15 protein-coding genes, 5 tRNA genes and 1 other RNA gene are annotated in these 18,499 nt (G+C 40.1%); 19 read left to right on the forward strand and 2 right to left on the reverse strand.

What is annotated here, in order from left to right:
- Positions 1 to 97 precede the first annotated feature (97 nt).
- From J2S05_RS01835 to J2S05_RS01890, 12 genes are all read left to right on the forward strand, one after another.
- Positions 98 to 1,720 (forward strand): Na/Pi cotransporter family protein, encoded by a 1,623-nt coding sequence (locus J2S05_RS01835; RefSeq protein WP_306979346.1) that lies wholly within the window; start codon positions 98 to 100, stop codon positions 1,718 to 1,720.
- Between the two features lie 189 nt (positions 1,721 to 1,909).
- Positions 1,910 to 1,984, forward strand: a tRNA-Asn gene (locus J2S05_RS01840).
- 5 nt (positions 1,985 to 1,989) lie between these two features.
- Positions 1,990 to 2,066: transfer RNA gene (locus tag J2S05_RS01845), tRNA-Met, on the forward strand.
- A gap of 28 nt (positions 2,067 to 2,094) precedes the next feature.
- Positions 2,095 to 2,170: transfer RNA gene (locus tag J2S05_RS01850), tRNA-His, on the forward strand.
- Positions 2,171 to 2,174: 4 nt separating this feature from the next.
- Positions 2,175 to 2,248: transfer RNA gene (locus tag J2S05_RS01855), tRNA-Ile, on the forward strand.
- A 31-nt stretch (positions 2,249 to 2,279) separates the two neighbouring features.
- Positions 2,280 to 2,369, forward strand: a tRNA-Ser gene (locus tag J2S05_RS01860).
- A gap of 692 nt (positions 2,370 to 3,061) precedes the next feature.
- Positions 3,062 to 4,039: a nuclease-related domain-containing protein gene (locus J2S05_RS01865; protein WP_306979348.1), complete on the forward strand. Its 978-nt coding sequence runs from the start codon at positions 3,062 to 3,064 to the stop codon at positions 4,037 to 4,039.
- Positions 4,040 to 4,228: 189 nt separating this feature from the next.
- Positions 4,229 to 4,837 carry a superoxide dismutase gene (locus tag J2S05_RS01870; RefSeq protein WP_306979350.1) on the forward strand — a complete coding sequence of 203 codons (609 nt, stop codon included), beginning with the start codon at positions 4,229 to 4,231 and terminating at the stop codon, positions 4,835 to 4,837.
- 111 nt (positions 4,838 to 4,948) lie between these two features.
- Positions 4,949 to 6,241 carry an MFS transporter gene (locus tag J2S05_RS01875; RefSeq protein ID WP_306979352.1) on the forward strand — a complete coding sequence of 431 codons (1,293 nt, stop codon included), beginning with the start codon at positions 4,949 to 4,951 and terminating at the stop codon, positions 6,239 to 6,241.
- Positions 6,242 to 6,290: 49 nt separating this feature from the next.
- Positions 6,291 to 6,471: non-coding RNA, 6S RNA (ssrS, locus tag J2S05_RS01880), on the forward strand.
- A gap of 62 nt (positions 6,472 to 6,533) precedes the next feature.
- On the forward strand, positions 6,534 to 8,687 hold the full coding sequence (locus J2S05_RS01885; protein WP_306979354.1) for a peptidoglycan D,D-transpeptidase FtsI family protein: 2,154 nt from the start codon (positions 6,534 to 6,536) through the stop codon (positions 8,685 to 8,687).
- 221 nt (positions 8,688 to 8,908) lie between these two features.
- Entirely contained in the window at positions 8,909 to 10,240 is a 1,332-nt protein-coding gene (locus J2S05_RS01890) for a CitMHS family transporter (RefSeq protein WP_306979356.1), read from the forward strand.
- Between the two features lie 99 nt (positions 10,241 to 10,339).
- Here the strand turns inward: J2S05_RS01890 and J2S05_RS01895 are convergent, their stop codons facing one another.
- Together J2S05_RS01895 and J2S05_RS01900 are read right to left on the reverse strand one after the other, a co-directional pair.
- Complete coding sequence (locus tag J2S05_RS01895; protein WP_306979358.1) at positions 10,340 to 10,873, reverse strand: hypothetical protein; 534 nt, start codon at positions 10,871 to 10,873, stop codon at positions 10,340 to 10,342.
- Positions 10,866 to 11,252 carry a hypothetical protein gene (locus J2S05_RS01900; RefSeq protein ID WP_306979360.1) on the reverse strand — a complete coding sequence of 129 codons (387 nt, stop codon included), beginning with the start codon at positions 11,250 to 11,252 and terminating at the stop codon, positions 10,866 to 10,868. Before J2S05_RS01900 ends, J2S05_RS01895 begins: the two co-directional genes overlap by 8 nt.
- 303 nt (positions 11,253 to 11,555) lie before the next feature.
- Between J2S05_RS01900 and J2S05_RS01905 the strand changes: the two genes are divergently transcribed.
- The 7 genes from J2S05_RS01905 to J2S05_RS01935 all read left to right on the forward strand — a co-directional run bounded on the left by J2S05_RS01905 (position 11,556) and on the right by J2S05_RS01935 (position 18,413).
- Positions 11,556 to 12,155, forward strand: a complete 600-nt coding sequence (locus J2S05_RS01905; RefSeq protein WP_306979361.1) for a DUF4912 domain-containing protein — start codon at positions 11,556 to 11,558, stop codon at positions 12,153 to 12,155.
- Positions 12,156 to 12,177: 22 nt separating this feature from the next.
- The gene (locus J2S05_RS01910) at positions 12,178 to 14,946 is read left to right on the forward strand and encodes a 1,4-alpha-glucan branching protein domain-containing protein (RefSeq protein WP_306979362.1); all 2,769 of its coding nucleotides are present in this window, start codon (positions 12,178 to 12,180) and stop codon (positions 14,944 to 14,946) included.
- 22 nt (positions 14,947 to 14,968) lie between these two features.
- Positions 14,969 to 15,721: a hypothetical protein gene (locus J2S05_RS01915; protein WP_306979364.1), complete on the forward strand. Its 753-nt coding sequence runs from the start codon at positions 14,969 to 14,971 to the stop codon at positions 15,719 to 15,721.
- Between the two features lie 99 nt (positions 15,722 to 15,820).
- On the forward strand, positions 15,821 to 15,970 hold the full coding sequence (gene rpmG, locus J2S05_RS01920; protein WP_054712094.1) for a 50S ribosomal protein L33: 150 nt from the start codon (positions 15,821 to 15,823) through the stop codon (positions 15,968 to 15,970).
- A 59-nt stretch (positions 15,971 to 16,029) separates the two neighbouring features.
- Positions 16,030 to 16,593, forward strand: a complete 564-nt coding sequence (locus tag J2S05_RS01925) for a 5-formyltetrahydrofolate cyclo-ligase (protein ID WP_306979367.1) — start codon at positions 16,030 to 16,032, stop codon at positions 16,591 to 16,593.
- Positions 16,590 to 17,378: a DUF92 domain-containing protein gene (locus J2S05_RS01930; protein ID WP_306979369.1), complete on the forward strand. Its 789-nt coding sequence runs from the start codon at positions 16,590 to 16,592 to the stop codon at positions 17,376 to 17,378. The genes J2S05_RS01925 and J2S05_RS01930 overlap by 4 nt, the downstream gene beginning before the upstream one ends.
- Before the next feature lie 15 nt (positions 17,379 to 17,393).
- Positions 17,394 to 18,413 (forward strand): ThiF family adenylyltransferase, encoded by a 1,020-nt coding sequence (locus J2S05_RS01935; RefSeq protein ID WP_306979371.1) that lies wholly within the window; start codon positions 17,394 to 17,396, stop codon positions 18,411 to 18,413.
- The last annotated feature ends 86 nt before the right edge of the window (positions 18,414 to 18,499 follow it).

Raw genomic sequence — 18,499 nt, forward strand, 5'->3', positions numbered from 1 at the left:
TGGTTTACAAACAAATAATAAATGTTTAATAATAGATGCGTATGTGCGTGATAAATGTCGAACAAACGTATTTTTGTAGATGAAGGGATGAGATTGTGTGGATGTTCAATCGCTCGTATTTACGTTTCTTGGAGGCATAGGTATCTTTCTATTTGCTGTAAAGTTTATGGGAGATGGTCTTCAAAAAGCGGCAGGCGACCGTTTGCGGGATTTGTTAGATAAATTTACGACGAATCCTTTTATGGGAGTATTAACTGGTATATTAGTAACTGCACTTATTCAAAGTAGTACAGGGACAACGGTTTTAACAATCGGTCTAGTTAATGCAGGTTTTATGACTCTTAGGCAAGCCATTGGTGTCATCATGGGTGCCAATATTGGAACAACAACTACAGCCTTTATCATTAGTATTAATGTTTCTGAATACGCCTTGCCAATAATAGCACTAGGCGCTTTTATGCTGTTTTTCTTCAAAGCTCCAAAGATCCAAAATATTGGACAAGTTGTGTTCGGAATAGGGTCCCTATTTTATGGTTTAAAACTAATGGGACAAGGTCTTGCTCCATTACGTGATTTGCCTGCCTTTGCAGAATGGACGGTTACCCTCAGCGATAATCCACTTTTAGGTGTTCTAGTCGGTACAGTCATGACTGTGGTGATTCAAAGTTCTACAGCTGCCATTGGAATTATTCAGCAGCTTTATGCACAAGGAGCTATTGATCTTTCAGCAGCACTTCCTGTTTTGTTTGGTGATAATATTGGAACTACAATTACGGCTGTTATTGCTGCAATAGGAGCAACCGTAGCTGCTAGAAGAACAGCTCTTACACATGTTATTTTTAACTTAGTAGGTACAGCAATTGTCTTAATATTTTTAAGGTATTTCCAGCGATTGGTTGAATATCTCGCGGAAACCTTTAACTTGAATCCGATGATGCAAATCGCAACCGCACACGGAGTATTTAATGTTGCGAACGTTATTATGCTTTTCCCATTCATTGGTGTGTTGGCTTGGATTGTGACAAAGCTAATTCCTGGTGAAGACGCGATTGTTGAATTTAAGTCAAAGCATTTAGATACTCGATTTATTGGCAGCTCACCTTCCATTGCGCTTGGACAAGCACAACAAGAAGTGCTGCGTATGGCTGAATATTCTTATGAAGGACTTGAGAATGCAGCTCAATATCTAGTATCTGGAGATAAAAAACAAGCCGAAAAAACGGTTCAGTACGAGCAAGCGATTAATAATCTTGATCGTGAAATTACGGAATACTTGATTCAAGTTTCGTCACAATCATTATCTGATCAAGATTCTAAGAAACACTCAACCCTTTTGGATTCCATTCGTGATATCGAACGAATTGGTGACCACATGGAGAACATTGTTGAATTAAAGGATTACCAAAAATCTAATAAAGTCACGATGTCAGAAACAGCAATCTCCGACTTAAATGAAATGTTTGACCTAACAAAAGATACGTTAAAAGCAGCAATCTCAGCCCTTGAACATCATGATGTAGAGAAAGCAAAGGGTGTATTAGAAAAAGAAGAATTAATTGATAAGATGGAACGTCGCCTAAGAAAGCAGCACATCACACGTATGAATGATGGCAGCTGCACAGGTGGATCTGGAATTGTATTCGTTGATATCGTAAGTAACCTTGAGCGAATCGGTGATCACAGTGTGAACATTGCTGAAGCCGTAATTGGGGAATACTAATTAATCGATTGCTGGGATGAGGGGAGACCTCATTCCAGCTCTCTTTTATACCAAATAAACTTGTCTCACTCATGTGCATATGGTAAAGTATTCATGCAGCAGAGAAATTAATAAAAAAAGATTTTAAAAACCTATTGCACAATTTTTAACCACATGGTATTATAGTTCTTGTCTTGATAAACACATTGTTCCACAGTAGCTCAGTGGTAGAGCAATCGGCTGTTAACCGATCGGTCGTAGGTTCGAGTCCTACCTGTGGAGCCAAATATGGCGGTGTAGCTCAGCTGGCTAGAGCGTACGGTTCATACCCGTGAGGTCGGGGGTTCGATCCCCTCCGCCGCTACCATATATACATAGTTTGGATGAATGACATGGCGGTTGTGGCGAAGTGGTTAACGCACCGGATTGTGATTCCGGCATTCGTGGGTTCAATTCCCATCAGCCGCCCCATTTTGGACCCTTAGCTCAGTTGGTTAGAGCACTCGGCTCATAACCGATCGGTCGTAGGTTCGAGTCCTACAGGGTCCACTCTTACTGAGCTAATCGCTCATCATACTTTGGAGGAATACCCAAGTCTGGCTGAAGGGATCGGTCTTGAAAACCGACAGGCGGGTCAAACCGCGCGGGGGTTCGAATCCCTCTTCCTCCTTCCGAATGAAAAAAACCTGAACGCATTGTGCGTTCAGGTTTTTTTGTGTTTTTTGGGAGGGGTGGTGTGGAGGAGGGGCTTGCGTGCGGGGAGAGGCTCTCGCGTGAAGAGAAGGAGGTCTTGCATGTAGGTAGAGGATCTTGCGTGTAGAGAAGGAGGTCTTGCATGTAGGTAGAAGCTCTCGCATTTAGCGAAGGGGATCTTGCATGTAGGTAGAGGCTCTCGCATGTAGAGAAGAAGATCTTGCATGTCGAAAGAGGCTCTTGCATGATGAGAAGGAGATCTTGTATGTAGGTAGAGGCTCTCGCATGTAGAGAAGAAGATCTTGCATGTCGAAAGAGGCTCTTGCGTGTAGAGAAGGAGATCTTACATGTCGAAAGAAGCTCTCGCATGTAGAGAAGGAGGTCTTGCATGTAGGTAGAGGATCTTGCGTGTAGAGAAGGAGGTCTTGCATGTAGGTAGAAGCTCTCGCATGTAGAAAAGGAGGTCTTGCATGTAGGTAGAAGCTCTCGCATGTAGAAAAGGAGGTCTTGCATGTCGAAAGAGGCTCTCCCATGTATAAATGGCGATTCCGTAGGATTTAACTTAATCTCTCACTTTTACTCCTTCAGCCAAAGAAGTTTTTGCAGGTTAATCAGGTATTATGGCGAATAGGGTTAGGGATTTATTCTAAAAGAAGGAGGTTTACTCGTTTGATTGTAAAAAAGCGGACTGTACCGATACGGCTTTTGCAACTTAGGGCTTTAAAAAGACGGTTAGCAAAAACTCACCCTGTTTATCCTAAGATAGCAGAAGAGCTTTCTCTAAGAGAGGCGGGATATAGGGGAGAGCAGAGTTTAGACTATCATCTTAATTTTCTAAGCGAAAAAGACTTTTTTATTCTAAATGATGTTCACTTGATATCAAAAAAAGGCTATGGGTTTCAAATGGATACTATTGTTTTATGTGCTCAGTTCATTGCAATCCTAGAGATAAAAAATATTGCAGGAAACATTCGTTTTAATGATGCTACAAAACAGATGGTACGAACGTTTAAAGAAGATAAGCAAGTGCTGCCAAACCCAATCATCCAACTCAGAAGACAGCGGATCCAATTAACGGATTGGCTTCTTGAACGGAATTATCCTCTAAAACCAGTTGTTGAGCTCATTGTCCTCACACATCCTTCAGTAATTATTGAGTCCGACCACCTAAATAATCAAACAATAAATCGATTCATTATTTCAGATCACCTACCTGAAAAGTTAGAACAACTTCAAAGGAGATATTCTACCGAGAAGCTAACACAAAAAGATTTAAGAAAAATGGCCTCCTTGCTGAACAGCGAGCACTATAAAGAAAAACCACCCTCTCTTCAATCTTACCAATTACATTTTCACGATCTGCAAAAAGGTATTCGGTGCCCTGAATGTCACCAGTACATGATGGAGCGAGTAGTCGCCAAATGGCAGTGTAAAAGATGCCGTACTTATTCAAAATACGCTCATTATGAAGCAATTGAGGACTATTCTCTATTAATAAAATCTACAATTACGAATCAAGAATTAAGGTCATTCCTAAAAATAACCTCATCCACGGTTTCTCATCTTCTGCTTACTCAAATGAAATTGCCGCGTACCAAAAAAAATAAATATACCTTCTACACTTTAAATATTCCCATCTCACCATAATGTTAGGATTACATGTTTAACCTCACCCACCTCGTGGAAACCATAAAATAAGACGTGATAGTGTAAAGTCGTTTTATTTGCATATCACGGTTTATTTTGGTAACTTAAATAGGCAGACTTATGAAACGTTTTTGTTTCAAAAGTTCGGCAACAAAAAATGGAAACTCATTCAAGGAGGAGAATATTAACATGGCATACGAACTACCACAATTACCTTATGCAGCAAATGCACTTGAACCTCACATCGATGAGCAGACAATGAACATTCACCACGACAAGCATCATAATACTTATGTAACAAAACTTAATGCAGCTCTTGAGGGTCATTCTGATCTTTCAAGTAAGTCTGTAGACGAGCTAATCAGTAATATTGATGCTCTACCTGAATCTGTACGTACAGCAGTACGTAATAATGGTGGCGGACATGCTAACCATACGTTCTTCTGGGAGCTTTTAACTCCAGGCGGAAGCAGCGCTCCAACTGGTGAGCTTGCAGATGCGATTACTAAAGACTTCGGAAGCTTCGATGCTTTCAAAGAAGAATTTGCAGCAGCAGCAGCTAACCGTTTTGGATCTGGCTGGGCATGGCTAATTGTTGATGGTGGCAAGCTTGCTATCACTAGCACACCTAACCAAGATACTCCTGTAATGGAAGGCAAATCACCTGTAGTTGGTTTGGATGTTTGGGAGCACGCTTACTATCTTAACTACCAAAACCGTCGTCCTGACTACATCAACGCTTTCTGGAATGTAGTAAACTGGGATGTTGCAGCAAAGAATTACGCAGCAGCAAAATAAATAGGTACAGTCAAACCGTCATACATCATGTATGGCGGTTTTTTTGATGTCTGAAAGTACCTGCATAACCCTTCAAGAGAGTGACACACTACTCACGAAGGGGGTGAGTTCATGCATAGAAAAACCCTGGATCGTGTATTGGGTAACATTGATATTACTAAGGATCTGGTTATGCTTTTGGTCATCGGTGGATTATATGCGCTAAGCATTGCTCTGTCTAATACGTTTGTAAATGTTTATTTGTGGAAACAATCGGGCGAGTTCATGGACTTAGCTCTTTATAACTTAGCGGCGGTCATTTGCCAGCCTATTGCTTTTCTTTTAGCTGGAAGATTATCAAAAAAAATTGACCGTGTCTTTGTACTACGCATAGGCGTGGCGATATTATCACTGTTTTATTTTTCAGTATTATTTATTGGTGGAGGGTCTGTCTTTAAGATTTTGATATTAGGCGCTTTAGTTGGGTTGGGGCTTGGGTTTTATTGGCTCGCATTTAATGTGCTGACTTTTGAGGTAACAGAGCCGGATACCCGTGATTTCTTTAATGGATTTCTAGGGCTGTTAACATCTTTTGCTGGCATGATAGGACCTCTTGCAGCGGGTATCATCATTACAGGCATGGAAAAATCTACAGGGTACACCGTCATTTTTAGTGTATCCCTTGTCATTTTTGTCGTTGCCGTGTTTTTGAGCATGACTCTAAAAAAACGAAATGCAAAAGGCCGATTTCTCATTAGACGAATTTTAGAGGAAAAAAAGCAGAATCGCGCATGGAGTCGAATTTTAAATGCTCACTTCTTTCAAGGTTTACGTGAAGGGACTTTTGTCTTTGTCATTGTTGTATGGGTTTATACTGTCACAAACAGTGAGCTAGCGCTTGGAACATATGGATTAGTTACGTCTGCAACTCAACTTATTATTTATTATGCAGCTGGAAGGTTAATCAAAACAAAGTTACGAAAAAAGGCCATTTTAGTTGGAGGGCTTATCCTTTATGGAGCAATCTTCCTGCTTGTATTTAACCTCACATTTCCAAAATTAATTCTATACGGAATTCTTATCTCAATCGCATACCCTATGCTACTAGTTCCCTACATCTCACTAACCTACGATGTAATCGGTAAGGCGTGGAATGCTGGTGAGATGCGTGTTGAATATATGGTCGTTCGTGAGTTGTATTTAAACAGTGGAAGAATTGTTTCCGTCCTTTCTTTTATACTCGCCATTCAATTCTTTACTGAAGCCTACTCGATTCCTGTCTTGCTTTTAATCCTTGGAGCTGGACATGCATGTATCTATTGGTGTGTACGTCCCATTCAATTTAATGTTTCTAAAGCTTCAACTAGTTCTGGTGTTGAGGCACAGGCAAAAGAAGAAGGAGGAACGGGTGGTTCCAATGCATAAAAGATTTCCATCCCTTTGACAGCGCCGTTCTATATGCTATAATTTATCTATTCACCTGCCATGTCCGTGAGCTTCATTTTTGTTTTGAACCTTAATCAAGAAAAGGGAGCCTTATATTGATCTTTAGACAGTATGCCGCTTCGTGCGGACACTGAAAAAAGCTCTGCGGGCACCCACCTGCGAGTAGTAGGTTCTTGAACGATGGGAGTAACGGCATACGCGGGGAATTAATTTTAAATAGAATTGTGACAAAGTAGTGAATCCAGACACCCTTGTTGAGGTGTCTATTGGTATGTATACATATAGAGATAAGGGAGCGGAAAATATGGGGAAAAAGAACAAGAAACGTCGTCATGTCCCGGTTCGATTAAATGTTCTATTTTTGATCGTCTTTCTGTTATTTTCAGCATTGATTCTTCGATTGGGTGTTGTACAGATTGTACAAGGGGAAGAGTATGAAAAGGAACTGACACAAACGGCTAATCAAACGGCACGAATTGATGCTCCACGAGGTGTCATGTACGACCGTTACGGTTATACCGTAGTTGATAATGAGATGGAGCTGTCGGTCACGTACACTAATCCAACCGAGCAATCATCGCAAACGAAAACGCAAGAAATGTTACGAATTGCTAATGAATTAGTGGATATGATTGAAGTAGATACTGAGAAAATTACTGAACGAGATCGAAAAGATTATTGGTACGAGAACTCAGAAGAAGAAGAACGAAAAGCTTTACTAGATGGCATTGATACGTCTGATATGGAACCAGGCGAAGAGTACCAGGAGATTATTAACCAAATTGGAGACGAACAGTTAAATACCATCTCTGATGAGGAACTTGAGGTCATTGCCATTTACCGTGAAATGACCCGTGGTTACGCAGGTTCGCCTCAACGTATCAAACGAGCTGTTACGGATGAAGAGGCGCATAAAGTGTCTGAAAATCTAGACAAACTTCCAGGAGTTGAAATCCTACGTGACTCACGCCGGAGCTATACCTATGGTGATACGTTCAGAAACATCCTTGGAAATACAAGCACAATTCCAGCTGAAAGTATTGATTCGTATCTAGCGAGAGGATATGATCGCTCTGATTTAGTTGGAAACAGCTACTTAGAGGCTCAATACGAAGATGTGCTGCGTGGTCAAAAAGCTGAGATAGAAAGAAGCTCAACTAGAAATGGCTCGGTTACAGAAAACACAGTCAATGAGAAGCCAGGAAGCCGTGGCAATGACTTAGTACTAACGATTGATATGGAAATGCAGCAACAACTTGAAGAAATTTTGGAAAGTACTGTGAGAGCTAATGCTGGAGCATTTATTGATAATCGTGAGGCATATGCTATCATGATGAATCCTCAAACAGGTGAGATTATTTCAATGGCCGGTTATAAGGATGATCCATCCAATCCTGATGCAGTTAAAGTAAATGATACCGGTGTAGTAAATGATCAATTTGAAATGGGCTCCTCTGTGAAGGCAGCATCTGTTTTAACTGGTTTTGAAACGGGAGTAATGAATCCAAGTTCTGTTATTTATGATCAACCACTTAATATTAAAGATACACCTCAGAAAAGCTCAATTGGTGGAAGATCAATGGGGAACGTAAATTATCTTACGGCATTGGAACGGTCTTCTAACGTTTACATGTACTATATTGCCATGCGCTTGGCACAGCATGAATATCAAGCTGGGGCTCCATTCCGTGATCTGAACGCAATTAGAGATGGGTATGAAAAAGCTCGATATAATTTTAATCAGTTTGGTTTAGGGGTTAACCCAGGTATTGACCTACCAAATGTATCAACAGGTTATGAGGGTGATAATAGAAATGGCGGGACCTTGATGGACTATTTTATTGGACAATACGATACGTATACACCTTTACAAATGGTACAGTATATCTCAACCATTGCAAACGATGGACAACGAATGAGACCTCATCTTGTGTCGGAAATTCGTGAAGCATCTACTAACGGAGAAGATGGTGCAATTGTTACGCAATTCAAGCCTGAAGTTTTGAATCAACTAGATGTAGATAAAGATGAAATTCAGTTAGTGAAAAATGGGTTAAGGCGTGTAGTTTATGGACAACAAGGCACGGGACGTCACCTCGTCAATAATCAAGGAGATGTACCTAGAGTCCAGTTTACAGATGAATTCCCTGACGTAGCTGCAAAAACAGGTACAGCTCAGGTAACTGTTAATGGGGCAAAAGGTAACAATCAGACTATTGTTGGTTATGCACCTACTGATAATCCTCAAATTGCATTTAATGTGGTGGTGCCTGGCGTATATGCAAGAGATGGAAACGCAAATATCGTTCAGCAAATCACTTCAAAAATGCTCACTAGCTACTTCGAAATCAACGAAAACCGTGAAGGTCCAGAAGATGTCGATACAGTTCTTGAAGATGTTGACACAGATCCTGAAGTTGAATAGATTCATAGCTTAATAAATTGTAGGTCGTTCCATATCAAATGGAGCGGCTTTTTTTATTGAATAACATGTACCAATATCGACATTCGTCTCACGTTAATCATTTTTATGGTTTTTATCGGCGTAAATTGTAATGCTTATATGAAATCGGTTACAGTGAGTGAAAGATAAATTAAAGCGCTTCCAATTTAAGGTGGAAGTATGGAGAGCAGGAGGATTTTAGAATGTTAACTATTATTGGACTACTTATTATTATAACAATCGTTGGACTATTAATGTGGGGCAAAATTAGTCCCGTTGTGGGTATGGTGTTAATTCCAATTATTGGGGCATTTGCTGCTGGTTTTAGTCCAACAGAGATTGCGACGTTTTTTGAATCGGGAATAGGTACAGTGATGAATGTTGTGATTATGTTTATTTTTGCCATTCTCTTTTTCGGGATTTTACAGGATGCTGGTTTATTTAATCCTTTAATTTCAGGACTAATAAAGGTATCAAAGGGGAACGTTGTAACCGTTGCGACCTGTACGGCCATTGTAGGAGCTGTAGCCCATTTAGATGGGGCTGGTGCGACTACATTCTTATTTACGATTCCGGCGTTATTACCGCTCTACAAGAAGCTGCATATGAGTCGGTATTTGTTGCTATTAATTATCGCAACGAGTGCATCTGTAATGAACATGGTACCATGGGCGGGACCAACAGGACGTGTGGCGTCTGTTCTTGGAGAAACGCCAGCTGATGTCTGGCGTCCATTGATTCCTGTTCAAATCATTGGTTTGGTAATGGTTATTATTCTAGCCTTTTTCTTAGGGATTCGAGAAAAGCGACGGATTGCTCGTAAGTTTGCAAATGGAGAAATTAAAGAATCAGAGCAGAATTATTCCAATGTATCTATGCAAGAACAGGCGGCTACAATGAGTGATGAAGAGAAAAGCTTGCTTCGTCCTAAATTAATGATCGTCAATCTAGTTATTCTACTTCTAACCGTAGCAGCTCTTCTTGAGGCTACTTGGGAGCCTGGTTTAATCTTTATGGTTGCATTAAGTGTTGTTCTTGTGGTGAACTATCCAAATGTAAATATGCAAATGGATCGTATCAAGGTGCATGCACCAAGTGCTTTGTCTATGGCATCGGTTATTCTCGCAGCAGGAGTGTTTTTAGGTATTATTCGGGAGACAGGCATGCTTGAATCCATTGCCTTATCTATGGTAGCTATTCTACCTGCTATGGTCGTTCCTTATCTTCACATTATTATCGGTCTTCTTGGTGTACCATTAGATTTATTAACAAGCACAGATGCATATTATTTTGCGCTACTTCCGATTGTGGATGGAATTACAACTGAATACGGAGTATCATCAGCATCTACAGCTTACGCCATGTTAATCGGAAATGTTATTGGAACGTTTGTTAGTCCGTTCTCTCCAGCATTATGGCTTGGTATTGGTCTTGCTGGCGCTGAGATGGGTAAGCATATTCGTTATTCGTTTTTATGGATGTGGGCTTTCAGTGTCGTACTTGTCCTTATTGCAATGGCGATTGGAGTCATTTAATAGATAGAAAAAAACCAGCGGAATTAAATTTCCGCTGGTTTTTTAAAATAATTGAAGGATATGAGTAGTTATTGACGAATAATAAGGTTTAGAGTCTACTTATGTAATTAAAGCAAAGATGTCAGCAGTAGACATTCCACTTGTAATTTCATAGGCGCCAGGCTTCAGAAAGCCAGCTAAATTTTGTTGCTCTGCTTGGACAACAAATTCTTGCTTATTATCAATGATGTTGCCACGAATGAGCTCATCTGCTACATCAAAGCTTGTCATACCATTGCGAATGATCAATAGAAAGACACTTTCTTCTTCCTGAGCTTCCTCTTCTTCAGCAGGTTCTTCCTCTTCTTCCTGACCTTCTTCTTCCTCATCAGCTTCTTCTAATTCAGCATACTCAGCTTCAACTTCTTGGCGGGTTGTGTCGATTACTGTATTCAGTTCATCTTCCCACTCTACAGAATTACGAACGAGATAGCCTTCATTTTCAAGCTGTAGGATCATTTCATCATTGGTGATGTCTTCTTCAGCCTGAACTCCATCAGCCAGTTGATCAGAACCCCCTACGTAATAAACAACTCCACACGAAACGGTTGCAACCAATAATCCAATGGAAAAGCTTCTTAGAGAATTAGCCATGTGTCATCACCTTTTTACCTTCTTCAGGACGGTCGAGAAAAGGGGAGAGAACACGATCTACTTCCATTGAAGTTAAGCCTGTTTCGGAAGCAATTCCTTCAGATGAATAACCTCGTTTGTGCAAATCTAGAACATCTCTCATAATTTGCAGTTGTGTTTCAGAACGGGTAGCAAGCGGTGTATGTTGTGCAATAATTTCCGCATCTAGTTCTAACGTTCGAATCTGATTTTTTAACTGATAAATCTCCTGCATGAATGAAATTGACATGTTCTCAATTTGTTGTTCATACTTGGAATTTCTTTCTTTGCGAAAGAAGGACAGTATGATTAGCAATACGGCTATTCCTAGCAGACTAGCTAATGTCCATTCCATCATCATGTTAACGCCTCCTTACATAGTTGAATCGTTCCTATTATACATGTGTTTTCGAGACATTTCGATCGATTCAACAATTTTTATAGAGAAAAGGGTGATAATTAGTTGAAATGTCACATATGAAAGCAGTAGTTGGCTTCGAAACGAGTAAGTTTGAATTTTTTTTGTAGTGTCTGCCTGCCTTTACTGACTTAAGACAAATTAAGACAATTTACCCTTCTTGTTCATAATGAGTGCAAGCGATATGATTTAATCACTACTTGAAGCATAGCAAAATGCTTACTACTAGAAAGAAGGGACAAGAGTATGGCAGATCAGTTAAAGCGAAAGTTTGTTCTATCGTTATATTCAGCAGCTAATGCCAGTCGCTTAGCTCGACCCTTCTTAATCAAGCGTGCGTTACATGATAATCAAATTGAAGCAAAGCGGCTAATCTCTTGGACGCCTATGAATAAATGGGTAGAAACCGATCAAGTATTTTTACTTGTTCAAGGACCTTATAACTTAACCATGAACTTCACTATCCAAAAAGAGACTAGGGATATGGTTACTCTACATTTTGGCAAGCGGTGGGATCAATTAAGTAAAAAAATTAGATTACATGATGTCACAGATATGATCTACAAAGGTACCTACTCACACAAATTTCTAGAAGTTACGTTACCTGAGATGACTAATAATTGGCACTTTCATGGGTTAGAGTGCAATCGTTCTTATTTAGCGGAGTTTGGAGTAGGAGCTGAAGAATCTCAATTTATCCCATTGTTTCGCACAGACCCTGTGCAAACACCCAATTCGAAGATTCATCAAACAGCACGTAGTGAAAATGAGTTAGATTGGAAGGAAATAAGCGATGTTGAGGAGAATTGGCATAGACATTTTAGTGCCTATACATTTTATGAATAGCGACTAAGAAAGGAGTGTTGTGATGAAAGAAGGATATTACTCACTGGTCCTACATGCCCATCTACCATATGTCAGGCATGAGGAGGATCATAGGTTAGAGCAGAATTGGTTGTTTGAAGCCATAACGGAATCCTACATTCCACTACTTGATGCCATTGATCGCTCGAATGTTACTCAAGCAGTAACCATTTCTTTATCACCTCCTTTAATGGAAATGCTTGCAGATTCATTATTAAAAAAAAGGTACCTCAATTATTTAAAGAATACTGAAAAATTATTAAAAAAAGAGCAGCGGTTTAAGAAACAACATAATGTGACAGATCAGTTGCTAGATTTTTATAGAAAACGATATGCCTTAATTAGAGACTTTATAAAAAAGTGGGAAGGTAATATCCTCGATGCTTTTGTTGATCTTCATCAAAGAGGAATAATCACGTGTATAACATCATCGGCCACTCATACGTTTCTTCCTTATCTGATGTCTGAGGAAGGAGTACGACTTCAAATTCAAGAAGGCATCTATTGTTTTGAGAAATACTTTGGATCCCGTCCCGGTGGATTCTGGGTACCTGAATGTGCATTTAATGAAAGAGTGGACAAGATACTTGCTGAAGAAGGAATAAGGTATACCTTTGTAGATGAACACGCTTTATTATCAGCCCGGCCAATCCCGGATAAAAGAAGTGGTGCACCGGTATTTAGTCAGTATGGAGTTGCATTATTTCCTCGACATACAGTGTTATCGGCTCAAGTATGGAGTTCAACGGACGGGTATCCTGGCGATGATTGGTACAGGGAGTTTTATCGAGACGTCGCTTACGAACGAGAGTGGTCTTACATAAAACCCCATATGCACCCTGAAGGAATTCGCTTAGACACGGGTTTGAAATTTAACCGCATAACAGGGAGTCAAGAGAAAAAAGACCATTATGAACCGAAAATTGCTAACCATCGTGCCAAAGAGCATGCGGATCACTTTATCCATAAGATAGTTGAACAAATTGAGAATTTTGGCGATCAGAGTTTTCCTCCATATTTAATGATGACCCCTTTTGATGCAGAACTGTTTGGACATTGGTGGTTTGAAGGACCGACCTGGATTGAATACTTGCTCACTGCGTCAGTGGACATATTAAAATGGACAACGCCTGAACAGTATTTAGAGATGCATCATAGGGATTTGCAATCTGTAAATATATCCTTTACTACATGGGGACGAGATGGCTACGGAAGTGTCTGGTTAAATGAATCTAACTCATGGATCTATCCAATTTTTCATCAAATGGAAGAAACACTTCTTACATTATCTAAACGATTTGAAAACGAAGCGACGGATTATGAACAACAAATATTTAAGCAACTTCTACGCGAATGGATGTTAGCGACGAGTAGCGACTGGGCATTTATTATGGATGGGGATACAGCGTCTCAATATGCAGAGTCACGTTTGAGGGAACACAAACAACGTTTTGAAAAACTATTAACCAGTTATAGTACGGGTACTCTATCTCAAGGGGATTTAACAAAAGCACAAAGAGCTTTCCCTTTTCTAAAGGAATTACGCGGTTCAGCCTTCTTACATGAGACAACACTACCTGTCGTTAAGGCAAGGCAGAATAACGAGCCGGTTATTCTTATGCTAAGTTGGGAATACCCTCCTGTCATTGCAGGTGGACTTTCAATCCATGTATACGAGCTGGCGCAAGCTTTAAGTAAGAAAGGCTATGAAGTACACGTGTTAACTAGTCACGTCAGTGGTCAACCCGATTATCAAGAAGAGGGTGGTGTATTCGTTCACCGAGTACAAAGCTTACAACCAGAAGCGGCAAGTTTTGATGATTGGATAGGTGGCTTAAATTTTGCCATGGTAAAGGCAGCAGAAGAGCTAGCTAAGTACCGAAGGATTGATGTTATTCATGCACACGACTGGTTAGTAGGCGTTGCTGCTATCGGCCTAAAGCATAAGCTTTCTTTGCCACTTCTTGCTACCATTCATGCGACTGAATACGGTCGGAATAAAGGAGTATTATCTTCTAGACAAAAGCTGATACAAACCAAAGAGCTACGGCTAATGCAAGAAGCCAAACGAATTATTGTTTGTAGTGAATCAATGAGAAAAGAACTCACACACTATTATTTAATTTCTAAAGTGAAAATTTTGATTATTCCGAATGCGTCAAGGCTTGTTCAATCAACGGATGATACGAATAAAGTTGAAAAGAGAAAAGAACTCGATGTATTTTGCTTTGGACGCTTAGTTCCTGAGAAAGGCTTTCAGTATCTCTTAGAAGCACTTCATTTAATAAACGATAGAGTTGATGGTTTTCATGTATCCATAGCGGGAGAGGGACCGTATAAAGAAATGCTCTTACAAAAGGTACAAGAATATAAGTTAACCAGCGTGGTTACATTTGTAGGATTTATGAATCCAGATGAATGTTTAATGAGTATGCAAAGGTCAGATATTGTTGTTGTACCTAGTTTGTATGAACCGTTTGGTTTATCTGCCCTTGAAGCTATGAGTGCAGGAAAAGCAGTGATCGCTTCAAAAGTAGGAGGATTGGAAGAATTGATCTCTCATCATCATACAGGCATTCATGTTCCACCAGGAGATGCTAAGTGTCTGGCACAAGAGCTTGAGAAGTTACTGGAGCATCCAGAGGACATTAGTAGACTTGGTCAGAAAGCAAAAGCTTATGCAAATGAGACGTTTAATTGGAAAAGAACAGCAGAGCTCACAAGTGTGGAACTTACAAATATACTTACTACAAAATCTTTATCAGTCAACTAAAATAGGAAAAGGAGTGCTTACAATGAATCCCATTCGCACAGAACATTTTTTATGGAGTGAAGAAAGACACTTATCTCGAATTCAACCAACAGCTATGGAGACAAGCGCGACGTTTAGTGTCGATGGACATCTGAAGCTGGGATCGAATCGACAAGCAATGTTAAAACATAAAGGTGATCTAGCAGTACCGAAGACGAGGCTTGGCATTTGGACAGAGCAAGGAACATCATGGTTTTCGGCGAATGAATGGGATCTGTATCCTGGATACTACCAAAGAGATTCCTTATTAGTGAGTCATGCTTATCATCGTCAGCAGCACTTACTAATTACGGCGTTTGATCGTCCTGATGAATTGGATTTTGGATTCATAAGAATGCTAACAATTAAAAATCAATCGAATTCACCCAAGTCTTTTAAGTTACTTCTACATCAACAATCTCTTCTACCTAATTCAGATGATCAGACGACATTCTACGTACCAGAAGAGCGAGCTCTTATACATCACCAGGAACATATAAGTACTCTAGTAGCAGCGCGTTTCGATGAGGATGTTCCTGTTCGATATGAAGCGGGATCATTCGATAAAAACTGGAACAACGAGTTAGGGACGATTCGTTTCTCACCACTTGCTGTTGGCTCAGCAGAGAGTATGATTGTTATCGAGATGAACATTAAAGAGAATCAGGAATTAAAAGGTGCCATGTGGGTCGTTCACAATCAAAGCCTTTCAGAGCTTGAAGACGCCCATTTTCACATCAAAAATGAATTTATTTAATGAATATAGGCAGTGTAAAGAAAAAACACTTGATTAGTTACCTGCGATTTGCTATCATAATCAAGTATGAAAGTAAGGAATGTTTGGAGGGATAAATTTATGCGTGTACAAGTTACTCTTGCTTGCACGGAAACTGGTGATCGTACGTACATCACTTCTAAAAACAAGCGAACAAACCCTGAACGTATTGAGCTTAAAAAGTATAGCCCGCGCCTTAAGCGCCACACACTTCACCGCGAGACAAAATAAGCAGGCGATTTTCGCTGCTTATTTTTTTTTGATTCCAAAAGTAAAGGGGAACGGGTTGAATGAAATCGGAGAAGCAGCGTATTCGGTCAGCTGTGTTGAATAAGCTTTCTACACTTTCAATGGAAGATCATCAACAGCTATCCGAACTCATTGCACATACACTTTATCAGCAACCTTATTGGAAGAAAGCGAGAACAGTTGCACTAACAGTTTCTAGGATGCCTGAAGTGGACACAGAACCCATTATTGATAGAGCGTGGCAGGAGGGCAAAAAGGTCGTTTTGCCTCGTATAAATAAAGAGACGAGAGAGATGCGCTTCTATGAAGTGGACACTACACAACAACTTGAAGAAACCATCTTTCAATTAAGAGAACCCATACCATCTTTAACTATACATAGATTACCTTCTGAAATTGATTTGATGATTGTCCCCGGAGTGGCTTTTACTGATGAGGGACATCGATTAGGACTTGGGGGAGGATATTACGATCGTTACCTCCCTTACTTCGAGGGAACAACGGTTTCCTTACTATTTCCTGAACAACATATTGATTCTATTCCAATAGAAGCGCATGATTCACTCATTCATCATCTTGTGTCTACGATGGGGGTCCTAAAATGACCGTACTCTTATATATTGGGGTTGTCTTGCTAGCTGTAGCTGCATACAAGCTGAAAAAACTCTCAAAATCGGGGGCTCTTACGTCTATTTTAGTTGGATTTTCGATTGCTTTAGGCATGGGATTAGGTGGATTGATCATCTTAGCTCTATTTTTTGTGAGCTCTTCGGCATTAAGTTCGATATTCAGAACGAATTCAGGGGCAGCAGTTGAAGCTAAGGGTAGTAAGAGAGACGCTATGCAGGTACTTGCAAATGGTGGAGTAGCGGCCATTATTGCCTTATTACATGCGATGGAGCCTTCTATCACATACCAGGCAGCCTTCATCGCAAGTCTTGCCGCAGCTAACTCTGATACATGGGCTTCGGAAATTGGAAAACTAAGCAAATCCAGACCGTTTCATGTGTTAACGTTTAAACGAGTTGAAGCAGGTACGTCTGGTGCAGTGACACTTTTAGGGACATTGTCTGCAGTGGCCGGAAGTGCTGTGATTGCATGTGGAGCGTTGTTTGTTCATAGTGAAGCAGTTGAATGGCAATTTCCATTGATATGTGGGATTATAGTGGCAGGATTTGTTGGTAATATAGCAGATACTGTTTTTGGTGCGACGATTCAAGTGACATATACCTGTGAAATATGTGGAGAATCTACGGAAAAACAGTTGCATTGTCAAGAAGAAACGGTTCACAAAAGTGGATTGACATGGGTCACAAACGACACGGTTAATGCACTATGTACTTTAATGGGAGCAGTAACGGGTGCTGGGTTTTCTTATATGATTCTGTAGTGTGGAGTGAGTCAAATGGATACGATTAATGAACGTTATTCAAGACAGATATTGTTTTCAGGAATAGGTCAAGATGGTCAATCTAAATTAGCTGGAGCATCCGTCCTCATTGTTGGAATGGGAGCACTAGGCACAGCCATTGCGAATCATCTTGTTCGTGCTGGAATAGGGCACGTAAGTATGGTAGATCGTGACTATGTGGAGATGAGTAATCTACAGAGGCAAATGTTATATGATGAAGATGATGTTCGTGATCACCTTCCGAAAGCTGAAGCAGCTAAAGCGAAGCTAAGTAAAATTAATTCAACAATTAAGATTACCTCTACGGTTGCAGATGTGAATCCACAAAATATTATGGAGCTACTTCAAGGTATCGATATTGTATTAGATGGTACAGATAATTTTCAAACGCGTTTTTTGCTTAATGATGCGTGCTTTAAATTAGGGATTCCTTTTGCATATGGTGGAGTAGTTGGAGCATCTGGTCTAACGGGGTTATTCATCCCCGGGGAAACAGCTTGTTTATCTTGTTTGATTGGATCAGGTAGTTCATCAGGAGAGACATGTGATACAGTAGGAGTAATTAGTCCTATTGTAGATATGGTTGCGTCTATGCAAAGCATAGAAACGTTAAAGTGGTTAACTGGTAGTCACGAGAAGCTCAATCATGTTCTTATGTCTACGGATGTCTGGAATAATAGACAGCATCAGATTTCTATCTTGAAGGCCAAATCTAACTGTCCCACTTGCCAGCTGAATGAATTTCCGCACTTGTACAAAGCGAGTGATGAAGCTACAACGATGTGTGGTCGTGAAACCGTACAAATTAATCGAGGGGTTCCAATTGATCTGGATGAGTGGAGTGAACGACTAAAACCGGTCGTAAGTGAATTAAAGAAAACACCATTTCTAATTCGAATACATTTGTTCGAAGGTGAAAGAATGGTTATGTTTCCTGATGGTAGAGTACTTGTTCAGGGAACGGAAGAGATTAGTAGAGCAAAAAGTCTCTTTAGTCGCTACATTGGGAACTAAGTGAAACGGATAGATAGTTGATGGAATACGTACAAATTACAATTTGTGCGTATTTTTTGTTTATTCAATTAAAACAAGTTCCTATA

The organism is Alkalicoccobacillus murimartini (assembly GCF_030813245.1).
Classification (GTDB): Bacteria; Bacillota; Bacilli; order Bacillales; family Bacillaceae_D; genus Alkalicoccobacillus; species Alkalicoccobacillus murimartini.

Bases quoted from the DNA above. Each gene is read 5' to 3' on its own strand.
- J2S05_RS01925 (WP_306979367.1), top strand. From the start codon at position 16,030: ATGAAATCGGAGAAGCAGCGTATTCGGTCAGCTGTGTTGAATAAGCTT.
- rpmG (WP_054712094.1), top strand. From the start codon at position 15,821: ATGCGTGTACAAGTTACTCTTGCTTGCACGGAAACTGGTGATCGTACG.
- J2S05_RS01915 (WP_306979364.1), top strand. From the start codon at position 14,969: ATGAATCCCATTCGCACAGAACATTTTTTATGGAGTGAAGAAAGACAC.
- J2S05_RS01885 (WP_306979354.1), top strand. From the start codon at position 6,534: ATGTATACATATAGAGATAAGGGAGCGGAAAATATGGGGAAAAAGAAC.
- J2S05_RS01905 (WP_306979361.1), top strand. From the start codon at position 11,556: ATGGCAGATCAGTTAAAGCGAAAGTTTGTTCTATCGTTATATTCAGCA.
- J2S05_RS01890 (WP_306979356.1), top strand. From the start codon at position 8,909: ATGTTAACTATTATTGGACTACTTATTATTATAACAATCGTTGGACTA.
- J2S05_RS01875 (WP_306979352.1), top strand. From the start codon at position 4,949: ATGCATAGAAAAACCCTGGATCGTGTATTGGGTAACATTGATATTACT.
- J2S05_RS01910 (WP_306979362.1), top strand. From the start codon at position 12,178: ATGAAAGAAGGATATTACTCACTGGTCCTACATGCCCATCTACCATAT.
- J2S05_RS01895 (WP_306979358.1), bottom strand. From the start codon at position 10,873: ATGGCTAATTCTCTAAGAAGCTTTTCCATTGGATTATTGGTTGCAACC.
- J2S05_RS01870 (WP_306979350.1), top strand. From the start codon at position 4,229: ATGGCATACGAACTACCACAATTACCTTATGCAGCAAATGCACTTGAA.
- J2S05_RS01930 (WP_306979369.1), top strand. From the start codon at position 16,590: ATGACCGTACTCTTATATATTGGGGTTGTCTTGCTAGCTGTAGCTGCA.
- J2S05_RS01900 (WP_306979360.1), bottom strand. From the start codon at position 11,252: ATGATGATGGAATGGACATTAGCTAGTCTGCTAGGAATAGCCGTATTG.
- J2S05_RS01935 (WP_306979371.1), top strand. From the start codon at position 17,394: ATGGATACGATTAATGAACGTTATTCAAGACAGATATTGTTTTCAGGA.